We start from the raw sequence: 14,363 nt of genomic DNA on the forward strand, positions 1-14,363 counted from the left end.
GTAGCGATGGGTGAATCGGCGCGTACGGGCAGGCGCAGGGACGACACGCCGGCCGTCACTCCCGCGCCGCCCTCCGACCTGCTGGCGGCGCCCGGCTACGGCGCCCGACGGCTGTACCAGGCCTACCTCGCCGCGTGGAACCGGCACGTGGACCCGGTGCTGACCGGTCCGCAGTTCGCGGTGCTGTCCGCGGTCCGCGCCTACCCCGGCAGCGACCAGAGCTCACTGGCGGGCGCGGTCGCCCTCGACACCTCGACGATGGCCGACCTGTGCCGCAGGCTCGAACGGCGAGGGCTCATCCAGCGCGTCGAGTCCCCGCACGACGCGCGGCGCAAACTGCTCTCGCTCACCGACGAGGGCAAGTCGGTCTTGAGCCAGGTGAACCGCCGCGCCCGCAGGCTGGACAAGGCACTCCTCGACGGCGACGACGACCTCGACATGGCCGCGCTGCTCAACGCGCTCGGCGCCCGCTGGGAGCGAATCGCCGAAGTCGACAAGCTGCGCTGACCATCGGGCCTGATCGCGGGCCGGGCTGAAGGCGTCCTTCGCCGCGTCTGATGCGGCGATGGGCCCCTTCGGCCAGCGAGGGCTCCGGCGAGCATGGACGCGTGTCAGGACTTCGAATACTGCTCGTAGTGCAACACCGCGTCGAGCGGGAGACGTTCACGCCAGCCGTGCCGTTCCAGATCGGGCACCGTCGGCAGGTCTCGCACCGGGCCGACGCACAGCCACGCCACCGGACGCACGTGTTCGGGCAATCCCACCAGTTCGCGCAAAAACTCTTCGCGGTAGAAGCTGACCCAGCCGACGCCGAGCCCTTCGGCGGTCGCCGCCAGCCAGAGATTCTGGATGGCCAGGCACACCGAGTACAGGCCGGCGTCGGCGATCGCGTGCCGTCCCAGGACGTCCGGCGCACCGCGCGACGGATCGTAGCCGACCACGATTCCCGCGGACGACGCCACGATCCCCTCGATCTTGATCGGCGCGAAGACCCGGGCCCTCTCGGAATCCAGCCCGCCTTCGAATACTTCACGTTCGGCCAGCACATGTTCCCGGAACTTCTTCCGAAGGTCCATATCGGACACGACGACGAAATCCCACGGCTGGGACAGGCCGACGCTGGGCGCGGCGTGCGCCGCGCTCAACACGCGACGCAGCACCTCCGCCGGGATCGGCTCCCCGGTGAATTCACCCCTGGTGTCCCGGCGTCGGAAGATGGTCTCGTACAACGAACGGTCGCCTGCGTCACGGGTCATGAGGCATGATCATGCCTGACCACCACCGGTTACCCGCCAACAGGGTATCGGCGCTTTCCGTTCCTTTCCCTTGCGATAGAAGGCTTTCAGTTCGGCTTACCCCGAAAGACGCCGAGAATGTGTTGTGGCGACCGAAATACCGGCTCTACCCTTCTTCCGGTCGGGGGATTGCGAGGGGATGACGTGGATTTCCGGGTGCTGGGGCCGGTCCGGCTGCAGGTGCGCGGGCAGGCCGTCGCCATCGGCGAGCCGCGCAGGCAGGCCGTACTCGCCGTGCTGCTGTTCGACGCGGGCCGAACCGTCGGCGTCGACCTCCTGATCGACCGGGTCTGGGGCGAGTCGCCGCCCGAACAGGTGCGTCGTTCCCTGCAGGCGCACATCACGCGGATCCGGCGCGCGCTCGAACAGGCCGAGCCCGGTGGCGCGCGGGTGACCAGGGATTCCGGCGGCTACCGCCTCGTCGCCCGGCCCGAGCAGGTCGACGTCTTCCGGTTCCGGCGTCTTCTCCGCGAGCACCCGGCCGACGTCACCGGGTTGAGCGCGGCACTCGAACTCTGGGAGGGCGAGCCGCTGGCCGGGCTGCGCGGCGACTGGGCCGAACGCACCCGGCGGACGCTGCGCCAGGAGTACGAGGCGGCGATCGTCGCGTGGGCCGACGCCAAGATCCGTGACGGCGACGCGGCGGCGACACTCACCCGGCTGACCGAACTCACCGACGAACGTCCGTTGCAGGAGCCCGCCGCGGCGGCGTTGATGCGGGCGCTCTACGCCGTGGGCCGCGGTGCCGACGCGCTGACCCACTACGAACGGATTCTTCGCGCACTGCGAGAAGAACTGGGCGCGGACCCCGGTCCGGAGCTCGCCGCCGTGCACGAGGCCGTGCTCCGTCATGACCTGCCGGCGGCGGGCGCGGCGCCGGCTCCCGTACCCGCCCAGCTACCCGCCGACGTCGCGGCGTTCACCGGCCGCGCCGGTGTGCTGGCCGAACTGGACCGGCTCGCCGACGGCACCGCCGGAGAACCGGTCGTCGTCTGTCTCACCGGGACGGCCGGGGCCGGCAAGACCGCGACCGCCGTGCACTGGGGTCACCGGGTCCGGGACCGTTTCCCCGACGGGCAGCTGTACCTGGATCTGTGCGGTTACGCCCCCGGCGAGCCGATGCGCTCTTCCGACGCGCTGGCCGCCCTCCTGTCCGCGCTGCTGCCCGAAGGCACGCGGATGCCGCCGGGGCAGGCGGAACGCGCCGCCCGGTTCCGCACCGAGGTGTCGGGCAGGCGGATGCTCGTCCTGCTGGACAACGCGGCGACGCTCGAACAGATCCGGCCCTTGCTCCCCGGTACGCACACCTGCGCCGTGGTGGTCACCAGCCGCGACTCACTCGCCGGGCTGGTCGCGCTCCACGGCGCCCACCGGATCGCCGTGGACCGGCTGTCCGCGGCCGACGCGGCCGACCTGCTCCGGCGGCTGATCGGCACCCGGGTCGACGCCGAGCCCGAGGCCACCGGCGAACTGGCCGAACGGTGTGTCCGGCTGCCGCTCACCTTGCGCCTGGCGGCCGAACTCGCCGTGTCCCGGCAGGCCACCCCGCTGTCCCGGCTGGTCGGCGAACTGCGGGCCGCGCAGCAGACCCTGAAGCTGCTCAGTTCCGGCGGTGACCAGCGGGCAGCGGTGCGGGCGGTGTTCTCGTGGTCGCTGCGACAGCTCAGCGAAGACACCATCCGCGCCTTCGCCCTCCTCGGCAGGCATCCGGCGCCCGTCTTCGATTCGTACGCCTTGGCCGCGCTGACCGGCAGCTCCTTCGACGAGGCCCGGGCCCTGCTGGACGCCCTCGCCCGTGCGCATCTGGTCCACCCCGCCGGTGCCGACCGTTACGGCATGCACGACCTGCTGAAGGCGTACGCCGCGGAGATCGAGAGCGAAGACGACGAGCACGCGGCGGTGGACCGGGTCTACGGCTACTACCTCGCCACCATCGCGGCGGCGATGGATCGCCTTTACCCCGCCGAGGCGAACCGCCGGCCCTCGGTCGCCTCGCCGGAGAGCGCGATGCCCGTGCTCGACGACGCCGACAGCGCGCGGGACTGGCTGGACGCCGAGCTGCCGACCGTCCAAGCGCTGGCCGCGGCGGGCAGGCCCGAACACTCCGTGACGCTGTCCGCGTTGCTGTTCCGCTACCTCGACGGACATCACGAGACGGCGGCGCTGGCCGTCCACGGACACGCCAGGAAGGCCGCCCACGTCATCGGTGACCGCGTCGCCGAGGCGGACGCGCTGGTCGCCGTCGGCGGTCACCACATGCAAGCGGGCCGGGCCGCGCCCGCCGCCTCGGACATGTGGGCTGCGTACGCCTTGTTCGGCGAGGCCGGGAACCCGCTGGGTCAGGCACGCGCGCTGGGCAACGTCGGAATGATCGAGGAGAGCGCCGGACGCTACCGGCCCGCCGCCGGCTACTACACCCGCGCGCTGGCCCTGTTCCGCCGTCTCGGCGACCTGACCGGGCAGGCTCATCAGCTCACCCGGCTGGGCACCGTCGAAGCCCGGATCGACCGCCGGGACGAGGGATACGAGCATCTTCGGGAGGCGATGGCGCTGCATCGGGAGGCGGGCCACCGGTTCGGCGAGGCCTGGGTGATGATCGGGCTCGGGGAGCTCGCCGCGAACGACGGCGGACCGGCCGATTCCTGCCGCCTGCACGCCGAAGCCGCGGCCCTGTTCGGCAGGCTCGGCCACCGCGGCAGCGAGGCGTGGGCCATCGACGGGCTCGGGCGGGCCGAAGCGCTGGATGGCCGTCCCGTCGACGCGGCCGCCCACCATCGTCAGGCGCTCGACCTGTTCCGGCGGCACGGCGGCCGCGACGGCGAATCGTGGGCGCTCAACGGGCTCGGCGAAGCCTGCCTGGCGTGCGGCTACCCGGACACGGCCGGCGCGAACCACGCCGAAGCCCTGGCCGTGGCGACCCGGTACGGCTGCCACGAGCAGATCGCGCGCGCCCACCGTGGGCTCGCCAGGGCCGCCTCCGACCCGGAAACCGTCCGCGACCACTACGAGCGCGCGATCGCCCGCTACGCCGAATTGGGCCTTCCCGCCGCGGACCGCACCGAAGCGGAACTTCGTGGGCGCGGCCAGTGACGGGCTGAAGGCTCCCTTCGCCGCGTCTGCTGCGACGAAAGGAGCCTTCGCCCTATTCGGTTGTCGAGGGGTAAGGCACACGCGACACGATCAAGGGACCTCGTAGAACTTGTCGTAGTGTCCCGGCGCGTAATAGAACTTGCCGTTGTCGTCCTTGACGATGCGATCCGGCTTCGGCCGCTGGTTCTCCGGCAACGGTTTCCCGTTGAAGTCCGTGTACTGGTCGGCGTCCCTGATGGGTTTGTTGTCGTACCGCGGCGTCGGGTGGACGTCGAATTCGTAGTACTTGCCGTCGTACGGTTTCATCGGCTTCCCGTCCGGGCCCAGCGGCTGAGCGGCGGGCTTCTTGCCGTCGCTCGTCTTGCCGTCGTGCGGCAGCCTGCCCTCGTTCCCGACCTTGCCACCGGCCTGGCCGTGGTTCCCGTAGATCCTGCCGCCCCAGGTCGAGCCGGGGCCGGGGTGGGGCTGTTCCCGAGGCCGAGCGAGTTGAGCTTGTTGTTGTCCACGCCGTCGTGCCAGGCGCCGAACTGGCCGCTGTCCTTGTGGTCGCGGATCCACTGTTTCATCTTGAGCGCCGCGTCCTTCTGCGCCTGGGTCAGCTCGTCGAACTTCCCGAGGTTCGAGGGAAGCCCGGACGGTTCCGGCTTGGAATTCTTTCCCTTGCCACCGCCTCCGCCGCGCGTGCCGCTGTACTCGCCGCCGCCCGGTTTCGGGCCACGGGGTTTCCCCGCCGGGCCGGTCTTGCCCGTGTCGATCTTGCGGAGCGCCTTCTCCGCCTCGGCGAAGATGTTCTTCGCCTTCTTCATCAACGGCGCGAGCGCGCTCATCGCCTTGACCAGCTTGGTGACGACGGTGGCGATCTTGGAAGCGGTCTTCGCGATGGCGGCGGTAACCTGGGGCAGCACCCAGGTCATACCGAGGCCGAGCGTCGCCAGCACCTGCAGTGCCCAGCTGATCAGCCTGCCGATCAGTTCGGCGATGATGTCACGGACCAGGGTGCGGACCGCGGTGACCACCTCTCCCCCGATCCGGGTGCCGGACGCCGCGCCACCGGCGGCCTGCCGGCAGGCGCCGATCAGCGCCGCGACGTCCGCTCCCCGCGCGCGGCAGGCGTCGCCCGCGGCGCCGGCCCAGTTCGCGGTTTCGGCGGCGACCATCGCGTCCAGGTCGGCACTGATCGAGCCGAGTTCACCGGCCACGTTCTGCCAGGTTTCGGCGTGCGCGGTGATCTCGTCCGGTGCTCCGGCGAGGGCGTCGAGCGCCTCCTTCAGTGGTCCGACGTGCTCCATCAGCCAGCCGACCCCGGCGGCGAGGATGGTGCCGAACGGATCGAGGGCGGCGGACACCGCGTCCATGGCGGTGCCGATCGCGCCGACCGCGACCGACGCCCAGTCACCGCTTTCGATGGACGCCTTGAGCTCGGTCGCGGACTCGAGCAAGGGAACGCCGGACACCGCGGTGGTGGAATCCTTCGGCGTGGCGACGAGGGGGTTCGTCATCGCTGGACCTTCTCCTTCGGCGTCGCCGGGATAGCGGCCTCGTACTGCTTGAACATGTCGACACCGGCGGCATCCTGCTCGGAGTAGGACCGTTCGGCCGTGCGCAGATTGGCGGCGGTCGCCTTGACGCCGTCGATCGCGGCCTTGATCGAGTCGATCGTCTTCTCCTCCGCCGGATTGATGAACGGCGGGACGAACGCACAGATCAGACCGTAGGCCTCGTCCGACATCGCCGCGGTGTTCGCCGCCGACAGCACGGTGCCCAGCCGCTCGGCGATCCCGTCGACGTTGGCCGCGTGCTTGCCGATTTCGGCCGGTACGACCTGAAAACTCATCTATCATCCTTTCGAGGGGCCGGGGCGTACACGATGCCAGCAGCCCGCCACCCGTATACAAGCTCTGTGCGGACAGACAACTTTCCTTGCCCGAAGGGGCACGATCCACTGTGGACACTCGGCCGCGTCAGCCGGCGGCGAGGAACGGGGTCAGCAGGCGGAGCAGTTCCCGGGGTTTGTCCAGCGGGATGATGTGGCCGCAGTCCGGCAGCAGATGAGCGGTGAGGTCTTCGGCGACGGGACGCAATTGCCGTTCCAGCGCGCGGCCAACGGGATGTGCACCGATCGCCATCGTGGGCACGGTGAGACGGCGGGCCGCGACCGCCTCGCCGATCTGGCGCGCGCTGACCGGCATGGCACGGTAGTAGGAGAAGGCGCAGCGCAGGGCTTCCCGGCCGGTGTAGGCGTCGACGAAGGCGTCGCGGACCTCCGGCGTCACACCACGCCCGAGGGTGCCCGAGGCGAGAAACCAGTCGACGTACTCGGCCTCGTGTCCGATCAGGACCGATTCGCCGAGCCCGGGGACGGCGTGGAAGCCGAACCACCACGGCGGGCCACCGGCGAGGAAGTCCTCGGCACCGGGCAGCGAGCCCAGCAGCGACTCCATCAGGACGAGACGCCGCACCAGATCCGGCCGCCGCAGAGCGAGCAGGAACGCGACCGGCGTGCCGGCGTCGATCGCGACCACGGCCGCGCCAGGCTCGCCGAGCGCGCCGAGAAGGCTCTCGACGTCCGCGGCCAGCGTGCTCGCGTCGTAGCCTTCGGCGGCGCGGGTGCTGTCGCCGAACCCGCGCAGATCCGGGGCGATGACCCGGTGGTGCTCGGCCAGCGGGCCGATGATCTCGCTCCAGACCCGCCAGGTGTGCGGGAACCCGTGCAGCAGCAGGATCGCGGGTCCGCTGCCCGCGACGGCCACGTTGACCCGGATGCCGTTGACGGTGATCCGTCGTGATGAGGGCACGTCGCCTCCACAGTGGTTACCATTGGTTACCAGAAAACCGTAGGTAACTTCAGCGATGCCGCCAAGACGGCACTTTCCCCACAGGTGGTGAGCTCCAGGTGACCACAAGGCGCGGTGATCTGTTCGATCCCGAATGCCCCACCCGGCGGCTGCTGGACCGCATCGGGACGAAATGGACGTCGATGGCGGTCAAGATCCTCGCGGAGGCGGCTCCGGACGAGGTCCGTTTCGCCGAACTGCGTCGCCGGATCCCCGGTGTGTCCCAGAAAATGCTGTCGGTGACCTTGCACAACCTGGTCCGCGACGGCCTCGTCGCCCGCCGGGTGGAGCCCACCGTGCCGCCCCGGGTGCACTACCGGCTGACCGACCTGGGCTTGTCACTGGAAGTGCCGCTGGCGGCACTCCGGGACTGGGCCGAAGAGCATATGTCACGGATCGACGAGGCCAACGCGATCAGCGACGCCGACAGAGTGCCCTGAGCTGCCGCGTCACTGGAATGGAGTACCACCGACGCGCCGCGGGACGGGCTCTGGTGCGACACTGGCCCCTCGACGCGGCGAAGGGAGACGGCACTGTCTCGGCGAAGGGCTCGAATCTGGTTGTCCGAGCGACGCCGGGGCGGCCTGAGTCTCGCGTTCGCGCTGCTCGTCGCCGCGTTGGCGATCGCGTTCGGCGACGACGCCCTTTCGATCGCGCCGGTGGACGGCGCCGTCCTGGTTCTTCTCGCCTATCTCGTCGGCTATCTCGTCGTGACGGTGGCCGCGTTCGGCGCGGCGAGCTCCGAGCAGATCGAGGACTGGGCATCCCGGGACAGCCGCGGCACGTTCGTGCAGCGCTACGTCTTCGGGACAGCGCCGGGACCGGGAGTGTCGATCTTCATCGCCGCGGCCGCGCTCGCGGTGGCGGTCGTGTGGATGCCGGGGCTGGGCGGCGAGAGCCTGCCGGCGGGCATGCGCGTGGGGGTGGCGGTGGCCCTGGTCGTCGTCGCGTGGATCTGTGTCCTCGTGTCCTTCGCGATCGCCTACCACGCGGACAACGTGGTCGAGGAGGGGAAGGCGTTGCGGTTCCCCGACGACGGATCCGCCGAGTGGTCCGACTACATCTACTTCGCGGTGTCCGTGATGACGACGTTCGGGACGACCGACGTGGACGTCGTCTCCCGCGAGATGCGCAGGACGGTGACGACGCACGCGATCATCGCCTTCGTCTTCAACACGGTGACGGTGGCGGCGGTCGTGTCCGCGTTGAACAGCGGCTGAAGCCCGGGCTCAGCCGAGCCGGAGCAGAATCGGGCTGCCGGTGACCGTGACGTCGGCACCGGGTTCGACCGGCGTGCCGGTGCCGTCGAGCCGTTCGACCGAGGTGGTGCCGAGCGCCGCCGGGATCCGATCGGATCGGTCGATGGTCCACCAGATCAGGAAATCCCGGCCGCCCTGGTCGAAGCGGCACTGCCAAAGATGGTCGGGCAGCCCGGCTTCGCGCCCTTGCCCGCAGGAGTGGATTCGGCTGCCCTTCAACCACTGGTTCAGGCGTTCCACATGCCGCGCCGCCTTCGTATGCGGACCGCCGACGGGCTGCAGCACGATCGGTATCTTGGCGCTGCCCCAGTTGTAGAAGTACATCCGGCGGTATTGCGCGTACAGCCCGGAGAGGAAGAACCGGGCCGCGTGCTGCGCGCCCCGGTCGGCGTCCACGGGCTGTTGCCTGTTCACGTCGTAGGCCGAGCCGGTGCTCCACAGCCGGACGCCGGCGCCCGCTTCCTGCAGCGCGTTCTCGATCTCCCTCGCCAAGGGCAGCATCGTCTCCGGCGGGTCGGAGTCGTTACGGGGAGCCAGTTTCACCGCGGCGGCGGCGCAATGGTCGTAGCCGCCGAGTTTCGCGAACTGCCGCAACTCGTCGAACGCCGCCGGATCCCAGAGCTCGCCCATGGACGGGCACACCACGGTGGCGGCCGGGTCAGCGGCCTTGATCGCCTGGCTCGCCAGCCGTGTCATCTCCACCAGCTCGGCCATCGAACCGGAGAAGAAGTCCTGATGATTGGCCATGTCCCACAGCTCGTAGGCGTCGATCCGGCCCCGGTACTGCTCGGCGACCGCACGCACGAAACGTTCCCAGTCCGCGAAGTCGTCGGGCGGGCCGGTGCGAGAGTCGTCGGTGAAGACGGACTTCGGGCTGTTCGGGCTCGCCCACGACGGGGTGCCACCGAAGGTCAGGACCACCGGAAGGCCCGCCCCGCGGGCACCGGTCACGAGCCGTTCGAGCGTCTTCCAGTCGTAGCGGCCGCGGGCGGGCTCCAGGTTCTGCCACCGGGTGCGGGTGTTCCACAACCGGACGGACCCGACACCGAACGACGGCATCTGCCCGGTGTTGGAGTTCGCCGTCACCCCGACGAATTCCGGCTCGATCGCGCGAGGCGCGTTCGTCCACATCGACGCCTGGACGGCGGGGGTGGTGACGGGCGACCGGTCCGGCGGATACGCCATGGCGCCTCCGGCGAGCAGGACGACCCCGAGGACCGCGACGAGCGCGACCTTGGCCAGCGGCCGCCGCCGATCCGGCGCGGCGGCCTCGACGTCCGGGACGCCGGTGTCCGCGCCGGGGACGTCCTGGACCGGGACACCGCCCAGGTCCGCCCGTTCCCACGCCCGGTACAGCCTCGCGAGCTCCTCCCGGCTCGCGCCGCACGCCGTCGCGATCGCCTCGATCGGCGCGAACGTCGCGGGAACGTTCCGCCCCGTGCAGTAGCGGTGCACGGTCGACCGGCTCGAATGCACCTTGCGGCCGAGCTGTTCGTAGCTCAGCCCGCTCCGCTGTTTGTGCTCGGTGAGAAGTGCCGCCAGCCTGGCAGCCGCCTCACTCGCCATCCCGCTGAGCCCCTCCGCGCCATGTGCTTGACCGGCTGTCAGTGTCCCATCACGGGCCATTCGCCGCGCGAATTCGCGAGATCACGTCTCCCGGCCCGGCGTCGCCGCAGGTCAGCGGGAAGGTTTCATCCCAGCCTCCCATTCCGGGCGGTTTCGCTTGCCACGGTGTCCCCGCGGCCGAGAGCGTGGACCCGGCAGCAGATCCGGCCATGGGGAGGAATCGGAAATGGAACCGCACAGGACGACCGCGTCCGGAGGGAAGTCGCGACTGCGGCTCGGCGCACTGGCGGGCGCGCTGCTGGTGGCGGCGGCGACCGGTGTCCCGGCCGCCGCCGCGTCCGCGCCGTCGAAGCTGACCACCCGGGCGGACTTCAACACCCCTGGCGGCGGCCAGATCGTCGAACACCTCGAAAAACTGGTCCGCGGCGCGCCCGCGAACTCGACGATCAGGACCGCGCAATTCCTTCTGCGGGACGCGCCGATCACGGACGCGCTCGCTGACGCGGCGGAGCGCGGGGTGCACGTCCAGGTCCTGGTCGACGGGCGGACGACGGACCATCCGAACTACCAGGAGATGAAGAACCGGCTCGAAAAGACCGGCGACAAGAAGTCGTGGGCGAAGCACTGCAAGAACGGGCGAGGGTGCAACGGCGGCAACGCGATGCACAACAAGTTCTTCCTGTTCGACCAGACGCTGGGCGCGTCCGCGGTGGTCGCGACCGGCTCGGCCAACTTCAGCGAGAACACGACCGGCGGCAAGGGCGGCTGGAACAGCTACTACACCGACGTCGGCAACGCGGGCCTGTTCGCCAGGTACAACGACTACTTCGTCGACTTGCGCGAGGTCGCGGACGGGGCCACGGCGAACCCCGACTACTACGAGGCGAACCCGCCCGTCGTCACCGGCGACACCAAGAGCTACTTCTACCCGAGGCTCAAGGACGCGGGCAACGACACCGTCGAGAACTCCTTGAAGGAGGTCGGCTGCTCGACCGAGAAGAGCAAGATCCGCATCGGGGTGTGGTCACTCACCCGGATGAAGATCATCGAACGGTTGCGGGCACTGGCCGCACAGGGTTGCTCGGTCGACATCGTCGCTTTGCGGATGGCGAAGGGCTCGTGCGAGGCGCTGCTGAAGGGGAAGCCGGATCGAGTGCGGCTTCGTGGGTTCAAAGCCGGGAACGAGGCCGGTATCCACGAGAAGAACATGATGATCGAGGGCGACTACCTGAAGCCGGGCACCAAGGTCGTCTTCACCGGGAGCCAGAACTTCAACAACCCGTCCTTGCACGAGAACGACGAGAACGTCATCCGGGTCTTGAACAACGACGCGATCTACCAGAGCTTCGTGAAGAACTTCGAGCAGGTGGCCGATGCCACCGACCAGGAGATCAAAGCGCCAGGGGACTGCGTGAAGATGGTGCCGCACAACGATCCCGCCCCCACCGAGGGTTAAGGACTGCGGCACCGCCTCGTGAGTGGTAAGGACGGTTCTAACCGTCCTTACCACTCACGAGGTCAGGGGCGTGACCCGCGATTGGCGCCCTTGCCCGCCCAAGTCCGTGAAGGCCTCCTTGCCTACCTTCAGGGTAGGTAAGGAGGCCTTCACGGACTTCTGGAGTTGCCGCCGATGCCGCCACAGGGATTTCGCGTGATCAGATGGACGGCACGGGTGATCCGACGGACGACACGCGTGACTGGATGGACGACACACGCACGCTGCCGGACCCGCGACGAGTCGTCCGTCTGGACACGTGTGCCGTCCGCCTGGACACGTGTGTCGTCCATCTGATCACGGGCGACTCCAACGGTGGGGTGTCGCGAAAGCCACTTTCGCAACGTTGAAGGTTGCGGAAGTGGCTTTCGCAACGTCGGCAAGCGGTTGCGCGAGGTCAGGGCCGCCAGGTGTCGTTCAGCGCCAGCGTGCAGCCACCCGATGCGGTACCGACGCGATTGGCGCCCGATTCCCAGGTGACGGTGCCGCCCTCCTTGCGAATGTACTTGTACTGGAAGGCGGCCCCCTTCGGCAGCGCGACCTTCCCTGTCCACAAAGGATAGTTCGCGGACGACAGCGGCACGGCGTTCGCCGGGTTCCACGCACCGAGTTCGGCGCGGTCACCGACGACGAAGATGTTCTGGCCCCACGAAGTCGTGGCGTTCACCCGGAACTCGGCCGAGACGCTGGAGCACGCCGCGCTGTACCGCTGCTTGACCACCGACGGCGTCTCGACCGGGGCTCCGGCGTCGATCGAGTGCGCGAGCCGGACGAACTGCGCCATCGACCACGCCAGGGGCGTCGCCGCGCCGGTGCCTTCGCCGAAGGTGAAGCCCGCGGCGCTCGGCCGGTCCCAGACCTGTTCGGGGATCAGGAAACCGGCGTTCGCCGAGGCCGCCATGGTGGCCAGATGCGTCGTCGCCGAGCGGCCGTTGGCCAGTTCGTATTCCCCGCGTTCACCGGTGAGCAGCGGCCACAGCCGTCCGACGCCGGCACCGGTGTAAGGACCTCCGGACGCCGTCTCGCCATAGCCGTCGTGGTTGTACCGGTACCACATCGGGCCGTTCGGGGTGTCGACCTTCAGCGTGGAGTCCACTTCGGACAGTGAGGCGGCGACGTCCGGATCGGCCGCCGGTTTCACGCCGAGGCGGACGAGGTCGAGGAAGCCCGCGTCGATGATGGCGCGCTCGTCATGGTTCCCGCCGCCATTCTGCAGGAAGATGTTCTGGCCGTCATTGGGATTGCCATTGCCGTCGATGCGGTGGAAGTACCGGCCGTCGCCGAGCGGCCCGGAAGTGGTGAACGTCCACGCGCTCACCTGCGCTTGCCACTGGTCGGCGATCTGGCGATAGCGCGCGGCGCTCGTGGTGTCGCCGTTGCGTTCGGCGATGTCGGCGGCGCAGATCAGGCCGGCGATCTCCGCGGCGATGGTGGACGGCGAGTAGCCGCCGTTCTCCTCCCAGCGTTCTTGCGGCGTCGAGGGACCGCGTGCGACGAGGAAGTCCGCGGACTTCTTCACCTTCGCCCACATCCCCGCGTCGAACCGGCTCAGCTGCCACGCGAGCACGATCGGGAAGGCGACCTCGTCCATCTGCAGGCTGGTCCAGCAGTTGGTGCCGTCGAGCCGCGTGTTCTGCGGGAACGAACCGTCCGGTCGCTGCTGCACGGTGAACAGATAGTCGACCGATCGGTTGGCCGCCGCCGAATCGCCCGCCGCGATCTGCGCGGTCGAGACCTGGTAGAGGTCGCGAGACCAGACGGCGTGGTATCCGCAGTCCCCCGTGCCGTTCGCGTCCTTCGCCTCACCCCACGGGTTGGTGAGCGAAGCGACATTCGCTCCCGGATACGTCTTGTCCTCGTGGGCTTTGAGGGTCATCAGCGCGACGTTGTACTGCGTGGTCAACCCGGCGCCCGAGATCGACCGGGGCACCGCGGCCAGCGAGGAGAGGTAGCCGCTCCAGCCGGAGCGGTACGCGCTGTCCGCCGCCGCGAAACCACCCGCGAGCGAGGCCGACGCGTTCGCCGACGCGGCACCACGGTCGCTTCCGAAACCCAAGGCGAGCGTGAAGGTCGTGTCCGTCCCCACGGGAATCTGCCCCAGCTGCACCAGGTTCCCCGCTGTGGAGGCCGAGTCGTATTGCGCGCCGAGAACGTGGTCGCCGCTCAGGTCGACATAGCCGTCGCTCGCGCTTCCGCTGTAGCCGCTGGTCGCCTTGACGAAACCGGTGGAGGCGGCCAACGCGCTGGACACCGGCCCGTCCGAAGCGACCAGCTGCCCGCCGGAGGTGGCGCCCGTGTCTCCCATGCCGCTGTTGTTCAGGGACGGGTTGTACAGCGCGTAAAGCTGCAGCGGACCACCGCTGAGCACCTCGAACCTGGTCTGGATCAGCACGGTGGACCGGGCCGGGTCGGCGGTGTGGGTCTTGGTGATGCGATACCGGCCGTTGGTGGCGGTGTTGATCTGCCGGTAGCTCAGCGAACGCGGATCGGTCAGCACCAGCTGTTTGGTCGTGTGATCGCGTTCCAGCTGCGTGAACCCGGCGCCGTCGGACACCACGTACTGCAGGTCCTGGACGTTGGCGGTGTCCACGGTCGGGTAATAGATCTCGTGGCTGATGCCCTGGCCGAGGGTGAACCACACCTTCGACGCGGCACCGGCGGCGGTACCGAAACCTTCCTTGCCCCCGGTCGTCCAGGCCGCCCCGGTACCCGGTGCGCCCGGCGCGTCCGCCAGTGGCGCGGCGCTCACCGGCGTGGCGGCCAGGAGCGCCGGAACGGTCAACAGCGCGACTATCGCGCGACGCCGCTTCGGTGACTTCATGAG

At 69.5% G+C, this 14,363-nt stretch carries 12 protein-coding genes; 5 read left to right on the top strand and 7 right to left on the bottom strand.

The annotated features are described in order from the left end of the window. Positions 1–6: 6 nt before the first annotated feature. Positions 7–507, top strand: a complete 501-nt coding sequence (locus tag MJQ72_RS22200) for a MarR family winged helix-turn-helix transcriptional regulator (RefSeq protein ID WP_240592896.1) — start codon at positions 7–9, stop codon at positions 505–507. Between the two features lie 104 nt (positions 508–611). Here MJQ72_RS22200 and bluB read toward each other — a convergent pair whose 3' ends face one another. After that, positions 612–1,256, bottom strand: coding sequence for a 5,6-dimethylbenzimidazole synthase (gene bluB / locus MJQ72_RS22205; RefSeq protein WP_240592897.1), 645 nt, complete (start codon positions 1,254–1,256; stop codon positions 612–614). A 183-nt stretch (positions 1,257–1,439) separates the two neighbouring features. On the opposite strand from bluB, the gene MJQ72_RS22210 reads away from it, so the two are divergent. Further along, positions 1,440–4,385, top strand: a complete 2,946-nt coding sequence (locus MJQ72_RS22210; RefSeq protein WP_240592898.1) for a BTAD domain-containing putative transcriptional regulator — start codon at positions 1,440–1,442, stop codon at positions 4,383–4,385. Positions 4,386–4,475: 90 nt separating this feature from the next. Here the strand turns inward: MJQ72_RS22210 and MJQ72_RS22215 are convergent, their stop codons facing one another. From MJQ72_RS22215 to MJQ72_RS22230, 4 genes are all read right to left on the bottom strand, one after another. Beyond that, positions 4,476–4,691, bottom strand: a complete 216-nt coding sequence (locus tag MJQ72_RS22215; RefSeq protein ID WP_240592899.1) for a hypothetical protein — start codon at positions 4,689–4,691, stop codon at positions 4,476–4,478. Next, positions 4,688–5,884 carry a hypothetical protein gene (locus MJQ72_RS44850; protein WP_315860738.1) on the bottom strand — a complete coding sequence of 399 codons (1,197 nt, stop codon included), beginning with the start codon at positions 5,882–5,884 and terminating at the stop codon, positions 4,688–4,690. The genes MJQ72_RS22215 and MJQ72_RS44850 overlap by 4 nt, the downstream gene beginning before the upstream one ends. Beyond that, the gene (locus tag MJQ72_RS22225; RefSeq protein ID WP_240592900.1) at positions 5,881–6,219 is read right to left on the bottom strand and encodes a type VII secretion target; all 339 of its coding nucleotides are present in this window, start codon (positions 6,217–6,219) and stop codon (positions 5,881–5,883) included. Before MJQ72_RS22225 ends, MJQ72_RS44850 begins: the two co-directional genes overlap by 4 nt. 127 nt (positions 6,220–6,346) lie before the next feature. Next, positions 6,347–7,180 carry an alpha/beta fold hydrolase gene (locus MJQ72_RS22230; protein WP_240592901.1) on the bottom strand — a complete coding sequence of 278 codons (834 nt, stop codon included), beginning with the start codon at positions 7,178–7,180 and terminating at the stop codon, positions 6,347–6,349. 98 nt (positions 7,181–7,278) lie between these two features. Between MJQ72_RS22230 and MJQ72_RS22235 the strand changes: the two genes are divergently transcribed. Further along, a complete protein-coding gene (locus tag MJQ72_RS22235) occupies positions 7,279–7,659 on the top strand; it encodes a helix-turn-helix domain-containing protein (protein WP_240592902.1) in 381 nt (126 codons plus the stop codon). A gap of 120 nt (positions 7,660–7,779) precedes the next feature. Next, on the top strand, positions 7,780–8,439 hold the full coding sequence (locus MJQ72_RS22240) for a DUF1345 domain-containing protein (protein WP_240592903.1): 660 nt from the start codon (positions 7,780–7,782) through the stop codon (positions 8,437–8,439). 9 nt (positions 8,440–8,448) lie between these two features. Here MJQ72_RS22240 and MJQ72_RS22245 read toward each other — a convergent pair whose 3' ends face one another. Continuing rightward, positions 8,449–10,044, bottom strand: coding sequence for a helix-turn-helix domain-containing protein (locus tag MJQ72_RS22245; protein ID WP_240592904.1), 1,596 nt, complete (start codon positions 10,042–10,044; stop codon positions 8,449–8,451). 226 nt (positions 10,045–10,270) lie between these two features. On the opposite strand from MJQ72_RS22245, the gene MJQ72_RS22250 reads away from it, so the two are divergent. Beyond that, positions 10,271–11,500: a phosphatidylserine/phosphatidylglycerophosphate/cardiolipin synthase family protein gene (locus MJQ72_RS22250; RefSeq protein ID WP_240592905.1), complete on the top strand. Its 1,230-nt coding sequence runs from the start codon at positions 10,271–10,273 to the stop codon at positions 11,498–11,500. A gap of 436 nt (positions 11,501–11,936) precedes the next feature. Here MJQ72_RS22250 and MJQ72_RS22255 read toward each other — a convergent pair whose 3' ends face one another. Then, the gene (locus tag MJQ72_RS22255) at positions 11,937–14,360 is read right to left on the bottom strand and encodes a glucan 1,4-alpha-glucosidase (RefSeq protein ID WP_240592906.1); all 2,424 of its coding nucleotides are present in this window, start codon (positions 14,358–14,360) and stop codon (positions 11,937–11,939) included. Between the last annotated feature and the right edge of the window lie 3 nt (positions 14,361–14,363).

The sequence above is a fragment of the Amycolatopsis sp. EV170708-02-1 genome, assembly GCF_022479115.1.
In the GTDB taxonomy this organism is placed as follows: Bacteria; Actinomycetota; Actinomycetes; order Mycobacteriales; family Pseudonocardiaceae; genus Amycolatopsis.